The organism is Chamaesiphon sp., assembly GCF_041738855.1.
GTDB lineage: Bacteria > Cyanobacteriota > Cyanobacteriia > Cyanobacteriales > Chamaesiphonaceae > Chamaesiphon.
In genome coordinates, this window is sequence record NZ_JBGSPA010000113.1 from 1 (window position 1) to 22,193 (window position 22,193).

General features: G+C 47.3%; 29 protein-coding genes. 14 read left to right on the forward strand and 15 right to left on the reverse strand.

Annotated features, from left to right (window positions below):
* From ACEW9I_RS10460 to cax, 7 genes are all read right to left on the reverse strand, one after another.
* The coding region (locus ACEW9I_RS10460) for a cache domain-containing protein (RefSeq protein ID WP_373540283.1) at positions 1–1,607 on the reverse strand (1,607 nt) is incomplete at its 3' end.
* Between the two features lie 76 nt (positions 1,608–1,683).
* Positions 1,684–2,256 carry a chemotaxis protein CheW gene (locus tag ACEW9I_RS10465; RefSeq protein WP_373540284.1) on the reverse strand — a complete coding sequence of 191 codons (573 nt, stop codon included), beginning with the start codon at positions 2,254–2,256 and terminating at the stop codon, positions 1,684–1,686.
* A 4-nt stretch (positions 2,257–2,260) separates the two neighbouring features.
* Entirely contained in the window at positions 2,261–2,623 is a 363-nt protein-coding gene (locus ACEW9I_RS10470; protein ID WP_373540285.1) for a response regulator transcription factor, read from the reverse strand.
* 87 nt (positions 2,624–2,710) lie between these two features.
* Entirely contained in the window at positions 2,711–3,934 is a 1,224-nt protein-coding gene (locus ACEW9I_RS10475; RefSeq protein WP_373540286.1) for a response regulator, read from the reverse strand.
* 183 nt (positions 3,935–4,117) lie between these two features.
* A complete protein-coding gene (locus tag ACEW9I_RS10480) occupies positions 4,118–4,444 on the reverse strand; it encodes a transposase family protein (RefSeq protein ID WP_373540287.1) in 327 nt (108 codons plus the stop codon).
* Complete coding sequence (locus tag ACEW9I_RS10485; RefSeq protein WP_373540288.1) at positions 4,344–4,574, reverse strand: transposase; 231 nt, start codon at positions 4,572–4,574, stop codon at positions 4,344–4,346. Before ACEW9I_RS10485 ends, ACEW9I_RS10480 begins: the two co-directional genes overlap by 101 nt.
* A gap of 1,013 nt (positions 4,575–5,587) precedes the next feature.
* Positions 5,588–6,661 (reverse strand): calcium/proton exchanger, encoded by a 1,074-nt coding sequence (cax, locus tag ACEW9I_RS10490; RefSeq protein ID WP_373540289.1) that lies wholly within the window; start codon positions 6,659–6,661, stop codon positions 5,588–5,590.
* A gap of 132 nt (positions 6,662–6,793) precedes the next feature.
* On the opposite strand from cax, the gene ACEW9I_RS10495 reads away from it, so the two are divergent.
* The 6 genes from ACEW9I_RS10495 to ACEW9I_RS10520 all read left to right on the forward strand — a co-directional run bounded on the left by ACEW9I_RS10495 (position 6,794) and on the right by ACEW9I_RS10520 (position 9,247).
* Positions 6,794–7,189, forward strand: a complete 396-nt coding sequence (locus tag ACEW9I_RS10495; RefSeq protein WP_373540290.1) for a rubredoxin — start codon at positions 6,794–6,796, stop codon at positions 7,187–7,189.
* Positions 7,190–7,210: 21 nt separating this feature from the next.
* Positions 7,211–8,209 (forward strand): photosynthesis system II assembly factor Ycf48, encoded by a 999-nt coding sequence (locus ACEW9I_RS10500; RefSeq protein WP_373540291.1) that lies wholly within the window; start codon positions 7,211–7,213, stop codon positions 8,207–8,209.
* 229 nt (positions 8,210–8,438) lie between these two features.
* Entirely contained in the window at positions 8,439–8,693 is a 255-nt protein-coding gene (gene psbE, locus ACEW9I_RS10505) for a cytochrome b559 subunit alpha (protein ID WP_373540292.1), read from the forward strand.
* Positions 8,694–8,816: 123 nt separating this feature from the next.
* Positions 8,817–8,951, forward strand: a complete 135-nt coding sequence (gene psbF, locus ACEW9I_RS10510) for a cytochrome b559 subunit beta (RefSeq protein WP_309734577.1) — start codon at positions 8,817–8,819, stop codon at positions 8,949–8,951.
* Between the two features lie 12 nt (positions 8,952–8,963).
* Positions 8,964–9,086: a photosystem II reaction center protein L gene (locus tag ACEW9I_RS10515; protein WP_309744289.1), complete on the forward strand. Its 123-nt coding sequence runs from the start codon at positions 8,964–8,966 to the stop codon at positions 9,084–9,086.
* A gap of 41 nt (positions 9,087–9,127) precedes the next feature.
* The gene (locus tag ACEW9I_RS10520; protein WP_373540293.1) at positions 9,128–9,247 is read left to right on the forward strand and encodes a photosystem II reaction center protein J; all 120 of its coding nucleotides are present in this window, start codon (positions 9,128–9,130) and stop codon (positions 9,245–9,247) included.
* Positions 9,248–9,380: 133 nt separating this feature from the next.
* On the opposite strand, the gene psaI is transcribed toward ACEW9I_RS10520, so the two are convergent.
* Positions 9,381–9,491: a photosystem I reaction center subunit VIII gene (gene psaI / locus ACEW9I_RS10525; RefSeq protein ID WP_373540294.1), complete on the reverse strand. Its 111-nt coding sequence runs from the start codon at positions 9,489–9,491 to the stop codon at positions 9,381–9,383.
* 173 nt (positions 9,492–9,664) lie between these two features.
* Positions 9,665–11,035 (reverse strand): hypothetical protein, encoded by a 1,371-nt coding sequence (locus ACEW9I_RS10530; protein ID WP_373540295.1) that lies wholly within the window; start codon positions 11,033–11,035, stop codon positions 9,665–9,667.
* A gap of 163 nt (positions 11,036–11,198) precedes the next feature.
* On the opposite strand from ACEW9I_RS10530, the gene mnmE reads away from it, so the two are divergent.
* The 3 genes from mnmE to ACEW9I_RS10545 are packed head-to-tail and all read left to right on the forward strand — an operon-like array spanning position 11,199 to position 13,288.
* Positions 11,199–12,569 carry a tRNA uridine-5-carboxymethylaminomethyl(34) synthesis GTPase MnmE gene (gene mnmE, locus ACEW9I_RS10535; RefSeq protein WP_373540296.1) on the forward strand — a complete coding sequence of 457 codons (1,371 nt, stop codon included), beginning with the start codon at positions 11,199–11,201 and terminating at the stop codon, positions 12,567–12,569.
* A 39-nt stretch (positions 12,570–12,608) separates the two neighbouring features.
* Positions 12,609–12,944, forward strand: a complete 336-nt coding sequence (locus tag ACEW9I_RS10540) for a DUF5674 family protein (protein ID WP_373540297.1) — start codon at positions 12,609–12,611, stop codon at positions 12,942–12,944.
* Entirely contained in the window at positions 12,941–13,288 is a 348-nt protein-coding gene (locus ACEW9I_RS10545) for a hypothetical protein (RefSeq protein WP_373540298.1), read from the forward strand. The genes ACEW9I_RS10540 and ACEW9I_RS10545 overlap by 4 nt, the downstream gene beginning before the upstream one ends.
* 77 nt (positions 13,289–13,365) lie before the next feature.
* On the opposite strand, the gene tsaD is transcribed toward ACEW9I_RS10545, so the two are convergent.
* A complete protein-coding gene (tsaD, locus tag ACEW9I_RS10550) occupies positions 13,366–14,406 on the reverse strand; it encodes a tRNA (adenosine(37)-N6)-threonylcarbamoyltransferase complex transferase subunit TsaD (RefSeq protein ID WP_373540299.1) in 1,041 nt (346 codons plus the stop codon).
* Positions 14,407–14,714: 308 nt separating this feature from the next.
* Here tsaD and ACEW9I_RS10555 point away from each other — a divergent pair, with 308 nt between their 5' ends.
* The 3 genes from ACEW9I_RS10555 (at position 14,715) to ACEW9I_RS10565 (ending at position 16,013) form a co-directional block, all read left to right on the forward strand.
* A complete protein-coding gene (locus tag ACEW9I_RS10555) occupies positions 14,715–15,212 on the forward strand; it encodes a Photosystem I reaction center subunit III (RefSeq protein ID WP_373540300.1) in 498 nt (165 codons plus the stop codon).
* A 51-nt stretch (positions 15,213–15,263) separates the two neighbouring features.
* Positions 15,264–15,392 (forward strand): photosystem I reaction center subunit IX, encoded by a 129-nt coding sequence (locus ACEW9I_RS10560; protein ID WP_373540301.1) that lies wholly within the window; start codon positions 15,264–15,266, stop codon positions 15,390–15,392.
* A 132-nt stretch (positions 15,393–15,524) separates the two neighbouring features.
* Positions 15,525–16,013, forward strand: coding sequence for a photosystem I reaction center subunit XI (locus ACEW9I_RS10565; RefSeq protein ID WP_373540302.1), 489 nt, complete (start codon positions 15,525–15,527; stop codon positions 16,011–16,013).
* Between the two features lie 138 nt (positions 16,014–16,151).
* On the opposite strand, the gene ACEW9I_RS10570 is transcribed toward ACEW9I_RS10565, so the two are convergent.
* Entirely contained in the window at positions 16,152–16,340 is a 189-nt protein-coding gene (locus ACEW9I_RS10570; RefSeq protein ID WP_373540303.1) for a hypothetical protein, read from the reverse strand.
* On the opposite strand from ACEW9I_RS10570, the gene ACEW9I_RS10575 reads away from it, so the two are divergent.
* Positions 16,302–17,903, forward strand: a complete 1,602-nt coding sequence (locus ACEW9I_RS10575) for an NAD(P)/FAD-dependent oxidoreductase (RefSeq protein ID WP_373540304.1) — start codon at positions 16,302–16,304, stop codon at positions 17,901–17,903. The genes ACEW9I_RS10570 and ACEW9I_RS10575 overlap by 39 nt on opposite strands.
* Before the next feature lie 77 nt (positions 17,904–17,980).
* On the opposite strand, the gene ACEW9I_RS10580 is transcribed toward ACEW9I_RS10575, so the two are convergent.
* Both ACEW9I_RS10580 and trpS read right to left on the reverse strand, forming a co-directional pair.
* The gene (locus tag ACEW9I_RS10580) at positions 17,981–18,871 is read right to left on the reverse strand and encodes a methylenetetrahydrofolate reductase (RefSeq protein WP_373540305.1); all 891 of its coding nucleotides are present in this window, start codon (positions 18,869–18,871) and stop codon (positions 17,981–17,983) included.
* A gap of 177 nt (positions 18,872–19,048) precedes the next feature.
* Positions 19,049–20,065, reverse strand: coding sequence for a tryptophan--tRNA ligase (gene trpS / locus ACEW9I_RS10585; RefSeq protein ID WP_373540306.1), 1,017 nt, complete (start codon positions 20,063–20,065; stop codon positions 19,049–19,051).
* Between the two features lie 314 nt (positions 20,066–20,379).
* Between trpS and ACEW9I_RS10590 the strand changes: the two genes are divergently transcribed.
* Positions 20,380–21,309 carry an isoaspartyl peptidase/L-asparaginase family protein gene (locus ACEW9I_RS10590; protein ID WP_373540307.1) on the forward strand — a complete coding sequence of 310 codons (930 nt, stop codon included), beginning with the start codon at positions 20,380–20,382 and terminating at the stop codon, positions 21,307–21,309.
* A 50-nt stretch (positions 21,310–21,359) separates the two neighbouring features.
* On the opposite strand, the gene ACEW9I_RS10595 is transcribed toward ACEW9I_RS10590, so the two are convergent.
* Both ACEW9I_RS10595 and ACEW9I_RS10600 read right to left on the reverse strand, forming a co-directional pair.
* Positions 21,360–21,791, reverse strand: a complete 432-nt coding sequence (locus tag ACEW9I_RS10595) for a hypothetical protein (protein WP_373540308.1) — start codon at positions 21,789–21,791, stop codon at positions 21,360–21,362.
* Positions 21,792–21,850: 59 nt separating this feature from the next.
* On the reverse strand, positions 21,851–22,105 hold the full coding sequence (locus ACEW9I_RS10600) for a tetratricopeptide repeat protein (RefSeq protein WP_373540309.1): 255 nt from the start codon (positions 22,103–22,105) through the stop codon (positions 21,851–21,853).
* Positions 22,106–22,193 lie beyond the last annotated feature (88 nt).

Here is a 22,193-nt window from a genome sequence, read left to right on the forward strand (position 1 = left end):
GCATTAAATAAATCGGCAACGGTACTCAATTCTAGCGAATCTAGACTAGCTCTGACTCTGAGGTCGCCATCTGTCGCACCTTCAATTTCGGTAACTAGATTAAAAATTCCATTCTCTAATTCTTCCCGTTGCTGACGTTGCAGCTCGGCTTCTTGCTGACGGGCTTCTAAGTTAGCATCGACATTCTGTGCCATTTGGTTCAGGTTCCGCGTCAGAATCCCGACCTCATCTCGACGATCGTTATCTACCAACCGCACGCCCGACTGACCCGCCGCAATCCGATCGGCAAACAGTGTCAAACCCTTAATCGGTCGCGAGATCGATCGATCTGATGGCGCGAGTACCAGAATACCGATTACCAAGACCAAGATCCCACCTCCGACAGCATAACCCGTGAGCGTAAGTTGTTGGAGGTCGATATCTACCTGAGTTTGAGGTTTGCCCACAGAACTAATCCCGATCGGTTTGGCAGTGGCAGGATCGAGCTGTTGTCGATGATCGTACAGCGGTGCATAGCCCGTTAGATAGTCAATCCCGATGATATTGGCATCGCCCAGATAAACTTTGCCCTCTTTCAAGACCCGATCGGCAGTAGATTTAGATACCCGCGTCCCGATCGCTCTAGTCGCCTCATCGGTGTAGGGCACATTGGTACTGACCCGCCAATCCTGCGCGATCAGGGTTGCGATCGGAACGTCAATTTCGCTCTTGAGTCGATCTACCAGCTCGAAGTTGCGATTGAGCATGGTGCCGACGATCGCACTACCCACCTGCTTGCCATTGACTCGAATCGGTTGTACTGACATTACCACCAGACCAACTTTACCCCCCTCAACGTTGAAGGTACCTTCTGGATAGGGTTTTTTCAGCTCTGATAAACCTTGGGTCGATTGCTGCCGCATCCCAATATTCGCCTGCTGGGCAAGTCCTAGCTGCTGAAGCGACTGACTTTTGACGAGTTCCACACCAGAGAGCGATCGCGATTTGGTTAACGCTGCTTTAACAATGTCGATCTCACCTAGTTCAATTCCAGATTTACTGGGGACAGGACTAAATTGAGTTGTCGTCTTATCTGTAGGTAATGGCGCGTACTTAGTAAAATCATCCCGCACTGTTTGGATCGATTGAGCGACGGTTTGACCCTTGCTATTGGTAATCAAATAGAAGCTAGCATTGGGTTTAAGATCCTTGGCAGTCTGGATAAATCCGGTCAGTTTGGCTTGTTGAGCGGCGATCGCACCAGCATTGTCTAAGTCAATCCCTGCGGCAACCACCGACTGCGCCAACACATGAGAATTATCTTCAATCTGCCGCGTTTCAGATTTCACGGATTTGCCCAAAACTAGTAGCTTTGTCTCCAAACTAGCTCTGAGATCTTTGATGGCTACATCTCTGGCGAGTCCAACCAGCCCCTGAGTGACAGCGACAACCGGAATCACCGCGCCCGTAATTAATAACGTGGTAATTTTGGCGCGAATCGAGAGGTTATTCCAGATTTTTGCAGGCTGTTGCCACCAAGTAGCTGCTGGTGTAATCGATGGCGAGATGGGGGTAGCCAAATCTGAATTCTTATCGAGTTGTTCGGGGGCAGAGTCAGGTTGATTCATTGTCGTTAGTTTTAACAGTTGACAGTTGACAGTTGACAGCGATTCGGCACACTTGGGCTTCTGCCGAGGGTTTAGCTCAAGAGCGCGCGAATGGATTGTGGAATAGAGCGGGAGCAGTGGCGATCGCGTCTGCATCTAGTAACACAGAGCGACGATCGGACTCGATGAAGCTGCCCATCAGGTATGGGGTTAAGCACTCCGGCACATCCCCGCAACCCGATTGCAACTGGTGGGTTTCGAGTCGAGCGACTCCTCTAACTTGGCGCACTGCCAAGCCCAGACATTTGCTGGAACTACCTGGTGTATCCCCCGCCCGAACGCTCGGTGTGGGTAAATCGATCGCGATGACTTGATAATCGCGAGGATTAATCGCGATCTGCGGCAATCCCAAGAGTTGCCCTAGATCGACCACGCAGAAGACGCGATCGCGAGAATTCATCATGCCGATGGCGATCGATGGCAAGTTGGGCAGGGGCGAAATCGAGCTAGCTGGCACGAGCAACGCTTCTAAGACTCGATCCATCGACAACAGCGCGGGGATCTCTGGTGTCAGTTGGAACCGCAAATAGAGGTCGCCACTAATTTCTAGTGGTTGAAATAATTGCGGTAAAAGTTGCTGAAGTCTGGTAAGTGTAGTATTCTCTGTCATTGCTTCATCCGATAACTTCCTGGATCGCCGCAACTAATTCTGCCGCAGTGTAGGGTTTAGTGAGATAAACCTTGACACCTTGTTTCATCGCCCAGACTCGATCGACATTCCGATCCTTGGCAGTACAGGCGACGATCGGAATATTCGCCGTCTCTGGGTGTTTTTTGAGATGGCGACATAGTTCCAGCCCACCCATCACAGGCATCATCCAATCGGTGACGATCGCATCTGGCTGTTGGGATCTGGCTCGATCGAGGGCTTCCTCGCCATTTATGGCGGTCACGGTTGTATGCCCTGCCTTGGCTAGATGCTCACAGATCAGTTCCAATTCAGCCTGCATATCATCTACTACTAAAATTTTGGACATTTTGGGTAATAACTAAAAAATAAACTAATTAAGTCGAGTGAAAAATGCTACTCTTGGCTTTATGATGCCCAAATCAAACGTCAGTATTCACACTGCTATTTTTGAATTTTCGACCAAATATTTTTCGACTAATGCTAGTAGCTCTGTCTGGCTAAATGGCTTGGTGAGATAATCTGTGGCTCCAACTAACTTGGCTCTAGCTTTATCGAGCAAGCCTTTATTTCCCGTGACCATAATAATGGGTGTTGTTTTAAAAGCAGCACTACTTCTAAATAGGCGGCACAGCTTATAACCATTGATATCTGGCATCGTGATATCCATTAAAATCAGATCCGGCTTCAGTCGAAAAATCATCGCAGCAGCTTTGACGGGATCTTCAATTTTTGTCAGTGAGTACTGGCTATGTTTGCCTAGAATCTTTTCCATTTCATCGAGGATAAATGGACTGTCATCAATACAGGCAATTTTGTATTTTTTGTCACTACTTTGATTGTTACTATCTCCAGAGGGTGTAATTTCACCGCTAGCTGAGATTTTTAGCAAATCGGGTTCGGGGATCGAGGGTAGTTGACTAAAGCGATCGGATGGTTCCAGCAAACAAATGACATTCTCGCGAATATAGGGAATCAATAGTTGCACCAGCTTTAATTCATCTTGCTTGAGCAGCAAAGATAGTTCCCGCAGACTGATCCCTTTCATCAATTGAGTAATCTGACTCAAAGCTGTAGAGCTCAGGTTTCCCGCAACTGGTTTTTCGAGCAACCGAGGATTGACTAAATAAGGACGCTGGTGTGGAGACTGAATCACCGTAATGTATTTCTGCCAAATCCTCAGCCGCTGTTGGTAATATTCCAGCAGTTGTGACAAATTGAACCGCGATGCCGAATTTTTGATAACTACGCTAGTTACCAATGTGTCTGAATGCCACTTCCATTCTCCAGTTCTCAGCCATAGCAGAGACTCTAGGGCTTCTTTAGTCACTTCTGCCGAAATTTGGCTGGCTTGACTAGGTACCAGTAACCCTTGCATTTCCAGCCGATCTATTTCCTGTCGAACTAAAATATCTCCAGCCAAGTTGCTATTTCGATCGCCAGCAGTATTAATGGCTTTTGCAGGCAGATCCCAGCCCAGTTGACACAATCGATGATTCAATTGACCTAGGGATTGTACCGAACAGTCTGCACTCAATAGCTGTCCTGATTGCAACACAATACTCCAGCTCGCACTGTCGCAAATTACTTCAAGACGTCCAGTGCTAAGACTACTAGAAAAGTCGCTTAACATTCTGGCAGGATCGATTTCTGGTTTCATGGCAAGATAGAGAACTTATTAGCTAATATTCCTCATCTACAAGCCAAAATTACAGTTACAGTTTAATTTAGGTTGTAACTGCTTGGCTGTTAATCTCGATCGAAAAGCGATCTGTGAGCCTCTAGCTATGGGGTTGCGATCGCACCAATGCCGATTTATACGACAATAGACCTCTTGCGTGAATCATGAGGGAGAAGCAAGTTCAAAATTGAGAATAGCGGAAATGAGGTTAAATCTTAGACCAAAACGTTTGCGTCGATTGCGATAGCGTTCAGCCAAAATCCGAAATATTTTAAGTTTGCGGTTAACATGTTCAACAACGATTCGCAATCGTGCTAAGGAGCGATTATGCTGACGTTCAGACTTATCTAGCTTGCCCTGGCGAGGCTTTTTAGTTGGAAGACAACTATCAGGATGCAGTAAAGCCAAGCCCCTGATATCCTTTATCTGCCAAACACAACTGTTCAGGTAACATCGGTAATCGCTCCAACTTAAATAAGCGGAAATCATGAATGGTTCCTTTTCCAAAAGCAGTACAAATTATTTGCCCTGTTGCTTGGTTGACGACCACTTGCGCCTTTAGTGTGTGGTGCTTTTTCTTCCCACTGTAGTAAGCTTTCTGCTGCTTGGTGCAACGCACGCTGAGGAAACCTCAGCGCGATTGCATCTTCCCCCTTTCCTCTACTTCTACCCTAATTCTCCCTATTCACGTAAGAGGTCTAATCAATCGGTGATATCATATATCTTATGTGAGTCTTGTGTCACTGGCATAGATGGTAACAGACCAACCAATGCACCGATCGCCAAAATCAAGGATAGTAATACTACATTACGATGCGCTCCTGGTTGGATCGAGTTGGGTAAGTAGCCGCAAATTTGCTAAATGAACTATTTCGCATCAGACGCATATTCTGTCAACGCTGTAATTCTGTCTCAGCAACGGCTCTATCAAGTTACGCGACTTTATTGTTCTTTGTTTCTATTGAATACACACTAAATTGCGCGACTTTATTTTGGTAAAATTGAAAGTACCTTACGGTATATCAGCATATTCAGCTTGTGTAATTACGCAACTTTATTATGCTTCCACAGATTCCGTAGGTGTTGTTACATTTACGGATTTTTTCTGTAAAGACATGCGAATTAAACACGTAAAGGTCGATAATTTCAAATCCTTAGTTAATTTTGAGTTATGGCAACCGCCAAGGCGGTTAGGACAGCACAGCGATTAAAATCGCCGCTAGTGCTGCAAAGTCCGCCTACGCGGACTGAGATCTAGAGTGTCTTAACCGATGTGGCGACTGCTATATCTAAAGAGCAAAGTTTCTTGTTGCTTGATGAAATAGAAAATGACGGTTTCAAATTATGCGACTTTACTGTATTTTTACACAAATAAAGCTTGAGTAAATTCCTCCAAGTTCGCACAGTCTTACCCCAGAGTGTTTGTTCATGATTACCGATGCCTGCCGCAGCTGCTCGTAATTGGCTGAAAATTTTAGTTCTGGATCTCGAACTGCTCCAAACGATCGCAAGATTGTCTCACTGCATTCATTTACCAGTATTAAGATACAGTAATTAGCGTAGATCTAAGGGTACCTGCAAGAGGCACCCAACAGGTAACTTGTGTAGGGGTAACCTTCGGTTATGGCGCATTCAAATCGGCAAGAAGTAGAAAGCCGCCGCTAAAATAGAGTAAGTTGCTAGTAATAAGATTCCTTCTAGCCAATTCGATCGACCATCTAAACTAATCAAGTTTGCTACAATTACGGCGACCCCTACCGCTACAATTTCAAACGGATTAAAATTGAGATCCATCGGTTGACCGATCGCATATCCCACTAATACCAACATTGGAGCCATCAATAGAGCAACGAGCAAACTCGAACCCATGGCTACCGACACAGACAGATCCATATTATTCTTAATTGCCACTCCCACCGCCGTGACATATTCGGCCGCACCGCCAACTAATGGTAACAAAATTACGCCAGTAAATAACGGTGTTAAGCCTAGCCCTTCAGTTGCTGTTTCGACAACTCCCACAAACATTTCTGACTCATAAGCAACTGCCAAGGTGGAAACGATCAAAACACCTAACCACAGTCGTGAATCTGGTTTGTGTCCGGTCGCTTCGACATCTAGCTCGACCAAGCTGACATCATACAAATAACTGTGAGTTTTGAGCGAAAAAAGTAATGTCATCACATAAACTGCAATTAAAATCACTGCCACCGCGATCGAGAGTTTTTCGACAGCAAACAAATCTGAATTACTACTAGAATAAAATGCCATCGTCGGTAATAAAATCGCGATCGTTGCCAGCGTCATCGACGAACCGCTCACTTGAGCAACGATCGGTTTAAATTCTTGCTCCTTGTATTTCAAGCCCCCCAAAAACATCGACAACCCCATCGCCAACAGCAGATTACTGATAATCGTTCCAGTAATGCTCGCTTTGACAATATCGATCAAGCCAGCCTTGAGCGCAACTAAACTAATAATCAACTCCGTGGCATTACCAAATACGGCATTTAGCAGCCCGCCTACCGCAGGACCAGTGACGATGGCTAGTTCCTCCGTTGCGGTGCTCAACCAGATGGCTAGGGGCACGATTGCCAATGCTGAGGTGACAAATACAGATAGCTCTCCCCATTCGAGATATTTAGCCGCGATCGAAATTGGGACAAAGACAAGTAAACCGATCGACAGGAGCTGTTTGATAGACATAAGCAGATGGGGATTGAGGATTAGAGAACGGTAACTAGCAGCTCGAATAAATACCAGCTATCAAACTTCGACATAGTATGCCAAAATTTGTAACAGTATATTAATAATCATCCAATATTAAAATTTAGGTTTATGAGCGATCTAGAGCAAGATCGTCCTAGTAGTCCAGCAGATCTGGAACCTACAACAGACACCAGACAGAGCAAAGCAGTAGTAGCCAGCGATGACGATCGGTTTGAATGCCGCGCCTGTGGCTACAAGTACAATCCTAACAAGGGCGACCCCAAAAATAGAATTATCGCTGGTACACCCTTTACCGCTATCCCCATCACCTGGAAATGTCCCTCCTGTGGTGCCAAGAAATCCGCATTTGCGAACATCGGCACTACCGAAAGCTATGGGTTCAAAGAAAACCAAGGCTACGGGTTTGGGGTCAATACGATGACACCAGGACAAAAAAGTTTACTTATTTATGGTGGACTCGTACTCGGAATTATCATTTTCCTCAGTTTATACACATTGAATTAAAAATCGTTATCGTCCCGAAATATGAACCTGCTTACAAAAATTCTCAAACAAACTGCTACACTGATCGCGATCGGGATCTTTTGCGTCAGTTGCAGCCATATTCAACCCTTAGCTAGCAGCCCCTGGAAGCCAATTCAGCTCCCTACCGAATCCAATATTCAAGATTTGACCTTTACTGGCAATCCCGAGCATGGTTGGGTCGTCGGTAGCGATGCCGCTATTTTGGAAACCAATGATGGTGGTAAAACTTGGGAACAGCGCAAACTAGAACTAGACAGCGATAAATATCGATTCACTTCGATTAGTTTTGCTGGCGATGAGGGCTGGATCGTCGGAGAACCCGCGATCCTGCTCCACACCAAAGATACTGGCAAATCTTGGGAACGGGTGGCTCTGAGTGCCAAATTACCTGGAATTCCAGCCACTATCAAAGCACTGGGCGCAAGTTCGGCGGAGATGACTACTGACATTGGCGCAATCTATGCTACCAAAGATGCAGGTAAAAACTGGAAATCACTAGTGAGTGGAGCTGTTGGTGTCTTTCGGACGATTTCTCGCTCCCCAGATGGCAAATACGTCGCTGTCTCTGCCAAAGGTAACTTTTATTCGATCTGGACACCAGGTCAAGAAAACTGGGAACCTCACAACCGGAACAGCTCTCGCCGAGTATCTAACATGGGATTTGCCAATGATGGTCGGCTGTGGATGCTAGCACGGGGCGGACAACTTCAATTTAGCAACCCAGAAACACCAGACGCTTGGGATAATGAAGTATTCCCAGGTCAGAAAACTAATACCGGACTGCTAGATCTGGCTTATCGGACACCTGGTGAGGTCTGGGTATCTGGTGGTAGCGGCGATCTACTTGTCAGCACAGACAGCGGCAAAACATGGCTCAAGGATGAAGCAGTAGAAGCGGTACCATCCAATCTCTACAAGATTTTGTTTTTTAGTCCCGATCGCGGTTTTATCATCGGTCAACGTGGGATCGTGCTTCAGTATCAAGGCGCGACGGTTTAGGTGTTAGGTGTTAGGCTTTAGGCTTTAGGTTTGAGGTGATGGATAAAGCCTTTAGGGCTTGGGCTATGGATTGGAGCGTGGCGGGTGAGCCACCATCAAGCCTTTAGGCTTGACGCTACGAGTTTTAACCCTAACGCCTAAAGCCTAAGTTCTCATTTAGACATCACATTTCTTCAAGGTTATGAGATAAACTGTGATAGTAGATATTTAACTATAGGAGTAGCTCAAGATGGCAGGCGGAACCACCGGAGAACGTCCGTTTTCGGACATTGTTACCAGTATTCGTTATTGGATTATTCACAGCATCACCATTCCAGCGTTATTCGTCGCTGGCTGGCTGTTTGTTAGCACTGGTTTGGCTTACGATGCTTTTGGCACTCCTCGTCCTGATGAGTATTTTACTCAGACCCGTCAAGAGTTGCCGATCGTTTCCGATCGATTTGATTCCAAGAATCAGCTCGATAAATTCGTTCAAACTAAATAATTACGTTAACATAGCTCGAGTTTTTATCGATCGACTCAAAAGCGATGTGCTCATTGGTTAGACGATCGTCGATCGCTAACTACATCTTAAACCGACTTCTTCTTAATTTTAGGAACAAATACAATGACTAGCGGCGGCGGAAATCAGCCTATTTCATATCCAATTTTTACAGTCAGATGGGTAGCTGTCCACACTTTGGGCATCCCAACTGTATTTTTCATCGGCGCGATCGCAGCCATGCAGTTTATTCAAAGATAGGACTAGATTAAAATTATGGAACGTACTCCAAACCCCAATAATCAGCCAGTAGAACTCAATCGAGCTTCACTATTTTTAGGCTTATTAATGGTTTTCACACTCGGAATTTTGTTTACTAGTTATTTCTTTAACTAACTAGTTGGGTTGCTGTTGGGATCTTTACTGAGGAAAAAACTATGTCTGAACCAGGAAAAATTCCATTGTGGCTGGTTGCTACAGTTGCTGGGATTGGGGTAATCGGTGTTGTGAGCCTGTTTTTCTATGGCTCTTATGCTGGACTTGGATCGTCGATGTAATCACGGCGATAATTTATTGCGAACCCACACCAAAAAGCCGGACTAGTCCGGCTTTTTGGTATGAGTGTCAACGAGCAGGAATGAGTAAGTGAAACAATTTGCTTACTCATTCCGATTTCACCCGCACATCGAGCTAGACAATACTGTCACGATCGATATATACAAATAAGAATGCCATCGCGATCGCTGGAAATAGCAAACCGACAGTAGGGACGAGGATAGAAGGGAGAAAAGAAGCTGCCATAATTAAAAGTCCTGTGTAGATCTGAGTTGCATGTCTAGATTCTATCTGAATTAGTCAGCTAAAAAAGCTCACAAATAGTTGATAAAAATTTGCAAATCTTCACAAGTAAAGCGCGCACACTCGCACACTCTCAAATTTGGTCGATCGTCAACGTCCTTCATCGCTCGATCGATTCAATCATCCACTACTATTTCGAGATCTTGATGGCGATAAATCGCACCAACAGCAGTGGGGTTAGCAAAATCAAGATCGAGATCCAGATCCAGATCGCCACTGACAGCGGTTGGAGCGGTTGGGGTTGTTCCAAGTTTGGGGTGAGGGAGATGATGCGGTGTGGATGGCTCGACAGGTACGATGTCTGGATGAGCAAACACAGATGCTCGCCTGTAAGCCAGTGGTACAGATGGGTAGTGGGGTGAATTGAGCGACGGAATGCTTGATGGCACGCTAGGTGCTGGGGGGCGGACAGTGGAGCCGTGGCGATCGATCGTCACGATCTCGCGTTGCAGCTCTTGGGTCAGTTGAGTGAGTGTGACGGCGGCAGGATCGGTGCCTAGATCGAACATTCGCAACAATGACAATTCCGACTCGTGGAGGGGATTGAGGTTGAGGGTGACGGTGAAGCCACTGGAGCCGAGCTGAATGTGATGTTTGTCATACAAGCTGACTTCACCCAGTAGAAGACTGATTTTCGGCTCTGTGGGCAATTGCAGTTGACCGCTAAAAGAGAACGTGTCAAGACTTGGAGGTAAGGTTTGTTCGATCGCCGTAATTATTTCCGAAGTTTGGGGATGGCGGAGACAGATCGACAGCTTCTCAACTTTGACGCTATGGATGAGATTAGCACTCAACAACTGTAAATTGCAGACACCCGCGATCGTCAGTCGGTTGCCAGGAACGATCCCCGAAAAAGTGGCACGGTTCAAACCAATCAGTTGCAAGGGTGGATCGACAATCTGCTGGAGTTGGATCGTACCTGGAAATTCTGGCGAGACTGGTGGCTGGTGGTGAACTTTTAATGAATCCCGCTCCAGTTGCTCTAATAAGCGATCGAGTCCATCAGCCCAGTTTTCCTGTTCGCCCAGCATCGAGATCGGTACCATTGGCTGGGTAGGCGTTGCCAGTTCTTCGCCTGTGCCAACTCGATGGCTATGACTGGGTAGTGTTTCTAGTTGCAGCGGATCGTTAGCAGCAACGGGGGCTGGGGTGCGTGGGAGGACGCGGAGTTTGAGGATCTGATGCCATGCCGTCTGGCTTGTTGTCGTGCCGCTACAGACAAACTGCCAAATACCCGAGTGTAATTGGGTAAAGGGGATAATTACTAGCAATCCATTGGATTTGGTAGTTTGGTTGCAAGATTGCGATCGCCGTTGCGGTGTCACGCCTGGAGTTTGATAGGTAACGCGAGTCTGAATCTGTGTATCCAATAAGTTGCTATTGGCAACGATCCGATATTTTCCCTCCATTAACTGGAGATTGCCTGTCTTAATCGGTCGCCATCCTCGATCGCCCTGACGCTGGATCAAAAACTCCCAATACTCCATTAAGTTACCCCCAAATGTACCGATCTAAATTTTAGTATTCTACAAGAATATGGTGAATGGTGGATGGTGGATGGTGAATGGTGGATGGTAAATAAAGCCCAAAGCTCATAACCTAAAACCCAACCCTCTGCCCCCTCGAAACCCTAAAACCTAAAGCCTAATTATGCAGACTGGAACTATTGTAGCGATCGCGACGGCTGTTGTCCCTCAACAAGGGAGTGTCGGCATCGTCCGACTATCGGGACTAGATGCCGTCGAGATCGCACGGCAAATTTTTAGGACACCTGGGACACAACAGTGGGACAGCCATCGGATTTTGTATGGGTACGTGCGGCATCCAGAGACAGGTGTGACAATCGATGAAGCACTACTACTGATTATGCTGGCACCGCGATCGTATACACGGGAAGATGTCGTCGAGATCCACAGTCACGGCGGGATTATTTTAGTTCAACAAATCTTGCAATTGTGCGTCGAGTGCGGTGCTCAAGTCGCCGAACCAGGCGAGTTTACCCTCCGCGCATTTTTGAATGGGCGAATCGATCTGACTCAAGCCGAAAGTATCAGCGATCTGGTCGGGGCATTGTCGCCTGCCGCCGCTCAGACAGCCATTGCGGGACTCCAAGGCAAATTGCGCCAACCGATCGGTCAATTGCGATCGCAGGGGTTAGATTTACTCGCGGAGATTGAGGCAAGGATCGATTTTGAGGAGGATTTACCACCACTCGATCTGGATGATGTCACAGCCAAACTCACGGCATTGGCGGCGGAAATTGGGCAGATTGTGGCGACAGCAGATCGCGGGGAACTATTGCGAAGTGGTCTAAAAGTTGCCATTCTCGGACAGCCCAATGTCGGTAAATCTAGTCTGCTCAATGCTTGGAGTCGGAGCGATCGGGCGATCGTCACCCCACTGCCAGGTACGACGCGGGATGTAGTCGAATCCCAGCTAGTCGTCGGTGGCATTCCCGTTCAGGTGCTAGATACAGCCGGAATTCGAGATACTAGCGATGTCGTCGAGCAGATCGGGGTAGCGCGTTCTCGTGCAGCCGCCCAAGCCGCCGATCTAGTCCTGCTGACGATCGACGCTCAGATTGGTTGGACGGAAGTAGAAGCAGCACTCTATGCCCAGATTGCCCCAATTACCACGATTGTAGTAGTTAATAAAATCGATCTAGTTGCAACTCCCCCACAGTTGGATTTACCATCGGGAATCAGTGCCGTCGTCGAAACCGCAGCAGCGATCGATCTGGGCATCGATCGGTTGGAAGCAGCCATCATCGCGATCGTCACTGGCGGCAAACTCCACGCCGCCAATATCGATATCGCCATCAACCACCGTCAAGCCGCTGCCCTGATTCGTGCCCAGACTGCCCTCGATCGAGTCCTAACGACGATCGATAGTCAATTTCCCTTCGACTTCTGGACGATCGACCTGCGTGAGGCGATTAGAGCCTTGGGCGAAGTCACAGGCGAAGAAGTCACCGAATCCGTCCTCGATCGGATCTTCAGTCGCTTCTGTATCGGTAAGTAAGAATCTGTTAAATTGAGGGAAATTGACTCACGTTGACCCTTGCTCATTTATATCTTGCAGGAACCTGCAACACGCAATCAAATCGATGGGATGCTGCAAGCCAATCGTTTCTACATCAAAACAGTTGTAGATATCCGTCAGCAAATTTTAGCAGGTGGAGGTGAAATGCACTCTGACTGCGAAATTATGCTGCTTGACAATGGCAGTCAGCAAATAGATCTTTGGGGTGCAAGTTGGAATCCAATTACTCAAGAAGTTTTCTACGAGTCAATGGTAAATCTCCGTCCGCGTCAAAATAGATCGATGGAAATTTTAGATTCATCGATCCGAGATTGCGTCAAGCAAATCATCCACAGATTATTAGGAGAAGTATGAATAACTGGACGGTGGCACAAGTTGCATTTCGGTGTGAACGATTGTCTGTCAGGATGGAGGAATTGGCGCAGAACTTTGGGCGGATAGCAGCTCTGAGTGCGAATGGTATGGATGCCGAAACTGTCCTAGCGATCGTCCAAGAAAGTAAGGCATATATCGAACTTACGGCGATCGACTTAGATGTAGATCGTGCCTTTGAACTAGCACAAATCCAGCGTCAATTGTCCAGATGGCATCTCCACTGGCTAGATATTTGGGCAAGTGATACTAGTCGCAGCGAAGTCTCAACTTTGGCTCAACTTTGGGCAAATCGCATTCGAGAACTAGCCGGAATTTTTGTTTAACTACTCCCTTTCCATTCAAGGAATCGATAGGTTGTCTATTGACTATCCACCATCCACCAGCCACCATCCACCCCAAATTAAACATACAGACTCATCACCTCCATAATCGACAACCGCGATCGCACACCCAGATCCAGCGGCGAAACATGCCCCCGATTTAAATGCTCCGCCGCCGCACAACCGATCATCGCCGCATTGTCAGTACAATACTCCATCGGCGGAAACAGCACCGCGATCCCCTGCTTGTCTGCCGCTGCTTGTAATGTCGCTCTCAAGCCACGATTGGCAGCCACCCCGCCCCCAATAACGATCGTTTTCAACCCATAATCATTCGCACAAGCGATCGCCCGTTTGGTAAGCGATCGCGCGATACTGTGTTGGAAACTCGCCGCAATATCCGCCACAGGTAGCTCCTTACCCTCCGCTTGCAGCTTCTGTACCAAGCGTAGCACCGCCGTCTTGACACCACTAAAACTCGAATCATAGGGATGAAAACCACCGCCTGGGAGCGAGATATTCCCCTCTGGGAGCGGGTAGAGATGGGGATTGCCCTGACTTGCCATGCGATCGATCGCAGGGCCGCCAGGATAGCCGAGATTCAACAATCTAGCGACTTTATCAAAGGCTTCTCCGGCGGCATCATCGCGAGTCGCGCCTAGTTCGGTATACACTCCACAATCCTTGACATGAATCAGACTAGTGTGTCCGCCTGATACTAATAAACAGAGAAATGGCGGCTCCAATGTTGGTGAACTCAGATACGATGCGTAAATATGCCCCTCCAGATGATGCACGCCCAGAAACGGCTTGTCGTGCAAAATCGCCAAAGTTTTCGCCGCACTCATCCCGATCATCAGCGCACCCACCAATCCTGGTGCGACCGTCGCCGCAATCCCATCAATGTCCGCCCAAGTGAGAGCGGCTGCATCGATCGCCTGAGCAATCAGATCGGTAATTGTCAACAAATGTTGCCGCGATGCCACTTCGGGGACGACACCCCCATATTGCTGATGAATTGGGATTTGAGAAGCGATGATACTGCTGCAAACTTTACGGTTGTTTACAATTGCCACCGCAGTTTCGTCACAACTTGTTTCAATTGATAAAACTGTTGTCATTAGCTGCTAATTTTAAAGATGAAAATAAAAATAACTCGGTTGGCAATCGTCACGGTGTAACTGTTAAAGGTATTACACTCGCTTGTTGGCAGAGTCGATCTGCTAACAAATAGCGTCCCAGTCGAGATTACTCGCTTGGTTAAACATTGCCAACTTCTACCATATCAGCGATCTTTCGCGATCGACACGCAAGACCGCTGAAAATTCCCAAAAGACTATTATAGTTTTTTTACCAAAGCAGATCGGAAACTCGAACGAGCTGCTTGTAAATAAAACTTTTTGTTTTGTTATAAACGGAAACAATTACTATGCAAAAACTGTTGGCTGTTATCTTTGCCATCTGTCTCTGGTTCAACTTTGCGCCGATCGCCTCTGCGACAGAAGTAGCTGGACTCGTCCGCTGTGGCGACTCTCCAGCCTTCCAACAGCGTGCCAAAGAAGCCCGAAATACCACTGGCGACCCCGAATCTGGCAAGAAACGGTTTGAACGATACGCTCAAGCTATGTGCGGTCCCGAAGGACTGCCACACTTGATCGTAGATGGACGACTCGATCGCGCGGGTGATTTCTTGATTCCAGGTATCCTGTTTCTGTACATTGCGGGCTGGATTGGTTGGGTTGGTCGTGCCTACATGATTGCCATCAAAAAAGATGCCAATACTGAAGACAAAGAAATCATCATCGATGTCCCTTTAGCTGTGACCTGTATGTTGAGCGGCTTCGCTTGGCCCGCTAGTGCCATTGGTGAATTCACCTCTGGTAAATTAGTTGCCAAAGATAGCGAGATTACTGTTTCTCCTCGCTAAATTAGACCGATTTGGTCTAGTTATATTGACTTTAAATTCTGGAGATCTTCCATGTCATCAAATTTCTTGAGATTTTTATCTAGTGCCCCAGTTTTAGCAACAGTTTGGTTGTCTTTTACTGCATTCCTCTTGATTGAGTTCAATCTCGTTTTTCCCGACCTATTATTTCACCCCTTGTAATGTTAGGTCTTAGGTCTGAGGTTTTAGGTATTAGGGACTTAGCAAGGATGCAGACAGCTCCCCAGCTCTAACACCTGACGCCTAAAACCGCAACCTAAATCTCCCCCGCTTAATTATTTTGAGAGGTATTTTATGGTTCTTAGTCGCGATCGATCTGTCGTCGGTACTCCCAATCTTGAAGTTAGCAATTTAGCTACTCCAGTCAACTCTTTGGGTATCGTTCAAGCTTTCATCAGTAACCTACCTATTTACCGCACTGGTTTGTCACCACAGCGGCGCGGGTTAGAAGTCGGAATGGCTCATGGCTATTTCCTCCTCGGTCCCTTCACCCTATTGGGGCCGCTGCGTCATACCGACCAAGCCTACTTAGCAGGACTGCTGTCCACAGTTGGATTGGTGGTGATTTTAACTGCTTGTCTAGCTATCTATGCTGCTGTCAATCCAGCACCACCATTACCGAGCTTAGCCGCATCAAATCCACCTGCAAATGTCAAGGATGGTAAAGGCTGGAGTGAATTTACTTCTGGCTTCTTAATCGGCGGACTTGGTGGTGCAGCATTTGCTTATGTGTTGGTAGCCAATATCCCAGTTTTGAGTGGTTTCTCGATCCTTGCTAAATAAATAAGGTGTTAATAATTAATCATTATTAATTCAACTGCTCTTATTAGCGATCGAACAATTGCTCAATAGCGATTTCAATCCGACCCTAGTTACCCAATCTTCAGAGTGAAGATTGGGTAATTTCATTTCTAGACGCTACTAGACAACTTTGAAGTTGTTGGCGATCGCATCTTCAGATCTCAGTAAGCGATCGACACTAGTGTTACCATCTTCGAGGACTACCAATCCATAACCATTGTGACAAAATAAGAACAGTAGATATTGCCCCAACTGTCCAGGATAACGTTCATGCTCCGCCTCTCTGAAGTCAAACTCCCACTCGAACATACCGAAGCAGATATCCAGTCCGCCATTCTCAAAAAACTATCCCTCGCCCCCAAGGACTTAATTCGTCACAAAATTTTCAAGCGGAGCTACGATGCGCGGAAGCGGGGAGCAGTATCATTCGTTTACATCATTGACATCGAGACAACCAGAGAGCAACAGCTACTACAAAAATTCAAAAAAGATCCGCATATCGTCCCTACTCCAGATACTAGCTATCGCTATGTAACCCAATCCTCATCTGGATTAGAGCAACGTCCGATCGTGATTGGTTGTGGGCCATGTGGGATGTTTGCGGGGTTATTATTGGCTCAGATGGGATTTCGCCCGATTATTTTAGAACGTGGAAAGGCAGTACACGATCGCTCTGTGGATACCTTTGGCTTTTGGAGCAAGGCAAAATTCAACCCAGAATCCAATGCTCAATTTGGCGAAGGTGGCGCGGGGACGTTTTCGGATGGCAAACTCTACAGTCGGATCAAAGATGCCAATCATCACGGGCGCAAAGTATTAGCAGAACTAGTAAATGCTGGTGCTGCGTCGGAAATCCTCTACATTAATAAGCCTCACATCGGCACCTATCGACTAGTCAAAATCGTGGAAAATATTCGGAATACGATCGCAGCACTCGGTGGTGAGACTCGCTTTCAAAGTCGGGTAGAACAGATTAATATTGAAAATGGGCAAGTTTGCGGTATTACCCTCGCTAGTGGCGAATATCTCCCCAGCCAGCATGTGATTCTGGCTGTGGGACATAGTGCCCGCGATACTTTTGAGATGCTGCACCAGGCAGGAGTATACATCGAACCCAAGCCATTCTCGATCGGGTTTCGCGTCGAACATCCCCAAACCGTCATCGACAAATGTCGGCTGGGATCTCAGGCGGGACATCCGATGCTCGGTGCGGCTGATTATAGCCTAGTTCATCACTGTGCCAATGGTCGATCGGTTTATAGCTTTTGTATGTGCCCAGGCGGGCAGGTTGTGGCAGCTACATCTGAAGTGGGACGGGTTGTCACCAATGGGATGAGTCAATACGAGCGGAGCGGGAAGAATGCTAATAGTGGCATCGTCGTCGGAATTACACCAGCGGATTATCCTGAAAGTCCGATCGCGGGGATTGAGTTTCAGCGACGGTTAGAAGAGCAGGCTTTCGCGCTCGGTGGGGGCACATACGAGGCTCCAGGGCAGCTAGTCGGTGACTTTTTGGCTGCCCAAGCCTCCACCCAGTTAGGGACGGTTAAACCTTCATATAAGCCTGGTGTCCACTTGTGCGATCTGAGTTCGAGTTTACCAGATTACGCGATCGAGGCGATTCGAGAAGCGATTCCGGCTTTTGATAAGCAACTCGACGGCTTTGCGATGCACGATGCGGTACTTACTGGCGTAGAAACCCGCACCTCATCACCGATCTGTATCAAGCGAGGGGATGACTATCAAAGTCTCAATACCAAGGGTTTGTATCCAGCGGGGGAAGGGGCTGGTTATGCGGGGGGGATTTTGTCGGCGGGGGTAGATGGGATCAAGGTAGCAGAAGCTGTTGCTTTGAGTATTCAGAACCAGTGAACTAGTGTTGCTGAATGAGTAATTATGGCAACTGATACAAGATGTGAGTAACTTTATGCTCTCGACGCACTAAACTATCAACGATCCAATGGCTTAATCCCAGCGAGATCGAGAATCTGGGGAATGAGATCTTCGCGCTTGACTGCCATCAAATGCACGCCTTGACAGAGTTGGCGCGCGAGTAACACTTGTTCGGCGGCGATCTGGATTCCTTCTTGGAGTGGTGTTGTCGATCGTGCCAAGCGATCGATGATGTGTTGGGGGATATCGACTCCAGGGACATTGCGATTGATAAATTCGGCGTTCTTGGCAGACTTGAGCAAGAAAATTCCGGCGAGGACTGGCTTGTGATAACTATTGGCGATCTGGTGCATAAACTTATCGAAGATCTCAAAATCTGAGATCAACTGACTCTGAAAAAATTGGGCACCTGCGGCAACTTTTTGCTCGAATCGTCGCTCCAAGCCCGATCGACTTTTGGATTGGGGATCTACCGCCGCCCCTACAAATAAGTCCACAGCCCCATCTGGTAGCGGCTTGTCGTTGCCATCAAGCCCCTGGTTGAGGTTATTGATGATTTTCAAAAGTCTGACGGCTTCGAGGTCAAATACGGCTTTAGCCGTGGGGCAATCTCCAGCCACGATCGGGTCGCCAGTCAGAGCTAAGACATTGTGAATTCCCAAGGCATGGGCACCTAATAAGTCGCCTTGGAGTCCGATCCGATTGCGATCGCGACAAGCAAACTGACACACTGGTTCGATCCCTTGTTGGAGCAAGATCAGCGATGCTGCAAATGGTGACATCCGCATGACGGCGCGACTGCCATCGGTGATATTGACGGCATGAACGCGCCCTTTGAGGCAGTTTGCCATCTGTACCATGTGTGTGATGTCGCCACCTTTGGGTGGGGCAACTTCTGCGGTAATCAAGAATTCACCAGCAGTAGCAGCTTGTCGAAAATTATTCACGATCGCCCTCCACAACTACTCTTTAATCATAGTGGAAGGTGGATGGTGGATGGTGAAATTTAATGGACGCCAGCGTCCCAGCTACTCAATCCCAAATACCATATCTCATTCACTATCCGGTGTTTAATTAAATTCAACGGACGCCAGCGTCCCAGCTCCTAAAACACCATTCACCATTCACCTTCCACCATTCACCATCGAAAACCCCATCGCTGCTTTGACTTGAGCCAAGGTGCGATCGGCGATCGTGGCGGCGCGATCTCTGCCATCGCGGAGGACGGATTCGAGATAGGTTTTGTCGCTCATTACTTCGTGATATTTGGCTTGGATCGGGCGGAGGTGTTCGATCGTGGCTGCTGCTAGGAGTGGTTTAAATTGACCCCAGCCGAGATCTTGACATTCGATCGCGACAGTTTCTTTGGATTGGCCAGACATCAGCATGTATAGTGTCAATAAATTGCGACATTCTGGACGCTCGATCGCCTCAAAGGTAAGACCCCGTTCGAGATCGGTTTTACACTTTTTGATTTTTTTCTCGATTAATTCGGGACTATCTAGTAAGTTAATCCGGCTGAGATCTGATGGATCGGATTTGGACATCTTGCGAGTGCCATCAGTCAGGCTCATGACTCTGGCACCGTCGGCTTGAATTAGTGCTTCAGGTAATTTGAGGACGGGGATTTTCTTGGCAAATTGATGATTGAAGCGGACGGCAATATCGCGAGTCAATTCTAAATGTTGTTTTTGATCTTCGCCCACAGGAACTTTGTCTGCTTGATAGAGGAGGATATCCGCAGCCATCAGTACGGGGTAATCCAATAGCCCGACATTCACATTTTCACCCTGCTTGATGGCTTTTTCTTTGAATTGGATCATATCTTCGAGCCAATTCAACGGGGTGATGCAATTTAGCAGCCAAGTCAGTTCGCTGTGAGCGGGAATATGGGACTGAATAAAGATACTCGAATCCTCTAAACTAATGCCACAAGCTAAGTAGAGAGCGGCGATCGTGTAACTATTCTCAGCTAAAGTTTGGGGATCGTGAGGGGCGGTGATGGCATGAAGATCGACTACACAAAAATAATTTTCATAGTTGTGTTGATGCTGTACCCAGTTGCGAATCGAGCCAAGATAGTTGCCCAGATGTAGATTGCCCGTTGGTTGGATGCCAGATAAAACACGTTTTTTAGTCATAAACAATTGGCTCTAGCGAACCTCGACCGCTAAGTTTTTGGTCAAATGGTTTTCTATTATAGCATTGGGAACTACCCCAATTTGCTACCTGTAGAATGCCTCCGATTGTGTCTTGTCTGGACTGAAACACCTGCGGAGGAGACCTGAGACTCCAGCTATTTGCCAATATTTACACGCGATCGCGGTAAACTCATCGCTGAGAGCGGATTGATAGACTGGGCATCATCAAAGTAGCGGCTCAGACAAAGAATTTTATAAAAATCGATATCGAAGTATACTCAGTCCATGGCTCTATCTCTATCACGATCGCAAGCATGTCTAATTCCTATTCTTTGATGATTCATGGTGGTGCTGGTTCCCTCGAAGATTTGAAATATGAAGCCAGTGAAGCAGAGTTTAGGCAAAGTATCACGGCGATATTAGAACAGGGTCGCGAACGGCTCGAACGTGGTGATAGTGCGCTAGATGTGGTGGAATATTGCGCCAATCTCCTCGAAAACGATCGACTCTACAATGCTGGCTGCGGCTCGGTACTCAATGCTGACGGCAAAGTGGAGATGGATGCTGCACTGATGAATGGCTGCGATCTCAGTGCGGGGGCGGTGGCGGGGATTAGAGGAATCAAAAATCCGATCTCGCTAGCGCGTCGCGTCTTGGAGCATGGCGAACATGTGCTGTTGGTGGGCGAGGGAGCTTTGGAGTTTGCCAAATTCTGTCAGATCGAAACTTATCCTGATGATTATTTCATTACCGAGGCGCGCATCAAGCAATTGGCAGCAGCTCAGGTAGCAGGGCGGATGACTCTCGATCACGAACGGATTAAACCGTCACAAAAGCTAGGTACTATCGGCGCGGTGGCTCGGGATCTGCATGGCAATCTCGCCGCAGCAACCTCCACAGGTGGCTTGGTAAACAAACGGTGGGGTCGGGTTGGCGATACGCCGATTGTCGGCGCGGGTGTATTTGCTGACAATGACACCTGTGCGGTGTCTGCAACAGGCTATGGCGAACAGTTCTTACGGACGGTGCTAGCGAAGACGATTTCCGATCTCGTCCTGTTTCAGGGGCTAGATGCCGCAGCAGCAGCGCAGGCGGGGATTGACTATTTGGTTGCCAAGGTGAATGGAGAGGGCGGGGTGATTGTCATCGATCGATCTGGGCGGTGTGCGGCGGCGCAGTCTACTTCTGGTCTGATTCGCGGTTGGATCGAGCTGGGGGGAGCGACGCATTGTCAGTTGGGGTAAGTGAAACCATCGGTCTTATCATCCAGCAAGCTGTTCGAGATCTCGAACAGCTATAAACCGACTAATCCAGTCGAGACAGCGACAGATTTAACCTGTTTTCCGACATGAATAATTGCGAGTTGCCATCTTCTTTGAACTAAGAAGCCTTGGCTGGCATCGCAATAGAGATAATCTACGTTTCTATAAACTTGCTGCCGCGATCCTCCTGGTGCATTTCGATCGGTTCTTACTCTCGCAAATTCACCATTTTTAATAAATTTACAGCCAAACCCATTTTTTTCCATCATCTGTTTGGCTCCATCGATCGCGCTATCGATCGGGATAATCCTGAGGATCTCTCGCTCCACTACATCTGGATCTTCAGAGAGCGCGATCTTATCTTCCGACAAAAATAGCCTGCTCATATTTATTGGCAAATATACTAAAGCCAGCGATAAGGCTAAGCCAGCAACAATAATCGATCCAAATATTTTAAACATCATCGTAACTTAGAGCAGAGTTATTGGTAAAAGTACGAGCCACTACGTCAATATTTATCGCTCTAAAATAATGTCTGTGGTCGCACTCGATTGGCTTCATCTACCAATCCGATTTTCTCATCGCCACTACTCAGATGTGCTAGCGATCGCAAGACTTTTTCTAAACCTTCCCGCAGCTTAATCTCTTCGAGTGGTTGTCCTAAAATCATCAAATTATTCTGAGCGGTAATGGCTTTGGATGTGAGCAAAGTCAGGGCGGTTTCTAATAACCTGAGTTCGATGAAGTTTTGTCTCCTCAAACTCAGGCATTTCAACACTTTTAGGCTAACAGCAGAATTTTTTCAATTTTTGGCACATTAAAATCCACCATCAATATCATTAATAGTTGAAAAAACATTGATTTAA

What these genes read in the sequence shown, in the direction of transcription:
- psbF (WP_309734577.1), top strand. Translation starts at nt 8,817, where the DNA reads ATGACTAGCGGCGGCGGAAATCAGCCTATTTCATATCCAATTTTTACA.
- trpS (WP_373540306.1), bottom strand. Translation starts at nt 20,065, where the DNA reads ATGACTAAAAAACGTGTTTTATCTGGCATCCAACCAACGGGCAATCTA.
- ACEW9I_RS10595 (WP_373540308.1), bottom strand. Translation starts at nt 21,791, where the DNA reads ATGATGTTTAAAATATTTGGATCGATTATTGTTGCTGGCTTAGCCTTA.
- ACEW9I_RS10575 (WP_373540304.1), top strand. Translation starts at nt 16,302, where the DNA reads ATGCTCCGCCTCTCTGAAGTCAAACTCCCACTCGAACATACCGAAGCA.
- ACEW9I_RS10500 (WP_373540291.1), top strand. Translation starts at nt 7,211, where the DNA reads ATGAACCTGCTTACAAAAATTCTCAAACAAACTGCTACACTGATCGCG.
- ACEW9I_RS10480 (WP_373540287.1), bottom strand. Translation starts at nt 4,444, where the DNA reads ATGATTTCCGCTTATTTAAGTTGGAGCGATTACCGATGTTACCTGAAC.
- ACEW9I_RS10555 (WP_373540300.1), top strand. Translation starts at nt 14,715, where the DNA reads ATGCAAAAACTGTTGGCTGTTATCTTTGCCATCTGTCTCTGGTTCAAC.
- ACEW9I_RS10470 (WP_373540285.1), bottom strand. Translation starts at nt 2,623, where the DNA reads ATGTCCAAAATTTTAGTAGTAGATGATATGCAGGCTGAATTGGAACTG.
- ACEW9I_RS10495 (WP_373540290.1), top strand. Translation starts at nt 6,794, where the DNA reads ATGAGCGATCTAGAGCAAGATCGTCCTAGTAGTCCAGCAGATCTGGAA.
- ACEW9I_RS10520 (WP_373540293.1), top strand. Translation starts at nt 9,128, where the DNA reads ATGTCTGAACCAGGAAAAATTCCATTGTGGCTGGTTGCTACAGTTGCT.
- ACEW9I_RS10570 (WP_373540303.1), bottom strand. Translation starts at nt 16,340, where the DNA reads ATGTTCGAGTGGGAGTTTGACTTCAGAGAGGCGGAGCATGAACGTTAT.
- ACEW9I_RS10560 (WP_373540301.1), top strand. Translation starts at nt 15,264, where the DNA reads ATGTCATCAAATTTCTTGAGATTTTTATCTAGTGCCCCAGTTTTAGCA.
- ACEW9I_RS10590 (WP_373540307.1), top strand. Translation starts at nt 20,380, where the DNA reads ATGTCTAATTCCTATTCTTTGATGATTCATGGTGGTGCTGGTTCCCTC.
- ACEW9I_RS10545 (WP_373540298.1), top strand. Translation starts at nt 12,941, where the DNA reads ATGAATAACTGGACGGTGGCACAAGTTGCATTTCGGTGTGAACGATTG.
- ACEW9I_RS10475 (WP_373540286.1), bottom strand. Translation starts at nt 3,934, where the DNA reads ATGAAACCAGAAATCGATCCTGCCAGAATGTTAAGCGACTTTTCTAGT.
- ACEW9I_RS10530 (WP_373540295.1), bottom strand. Translation starts at nt 11,035, where the DNA reads ATGGAGTATTGGGAGTTTTTGATCCAGCGTCAGGGCGATCGAGGATGG.
- psbE (WP_373540292.1), top strand. Translation starts at nt 8,439, where the DNA reads ATGGCAGGCGGAACCACCGGAGAACGTCCGTTTTCGGACATTGTTACC.
- ACEW9I_RS10465 (WP_373540284.1), bottom strand. Translation starts at nt 2,256, where the DNA reads ATGACAGAGAATACTACACTTACCAGACTTCAGCAACTTTTACCGCAA.
- tsaD (WP_373540299.1), bottom strand. Translation starts at nt 14,406, where the DNA reads ATGACAACAGTTTTATCAATTGAAACAAGTTGTGACGAAACTGCGGTG.
- cax (WP_373540289.1), bottom strand. Translation starts at nt 6,661, where the DNA reads ATGTCTATCAAACAGCTCCTGTCGATCGGTTTACTTGTCTTTGTCCCA.
- mnmE (WP_373540296.1), top strand. Translation starts at nt 11,199, where the DNA reads ATGCAGACTGGAACTATTGTAGCGATCGCGACGGCTGTTGTCCCTCAA.
- psaI (WP_373540294.1), bottom strand. Translation starts at nt 9,491, where the DNA reads ATGGCAGCTTCTTTTCTCCCTTCTATCCTCGTCCCTACTGTCGGTTTG.
- ACEW9I_RS10565 (WP_373540302.1), top strand. Translation starts at nt 15,525, where the DNA reads ATGGTTCTTAGTCGCGATCGATCTGTCGTCGGTACTCCCAATCTTGAA.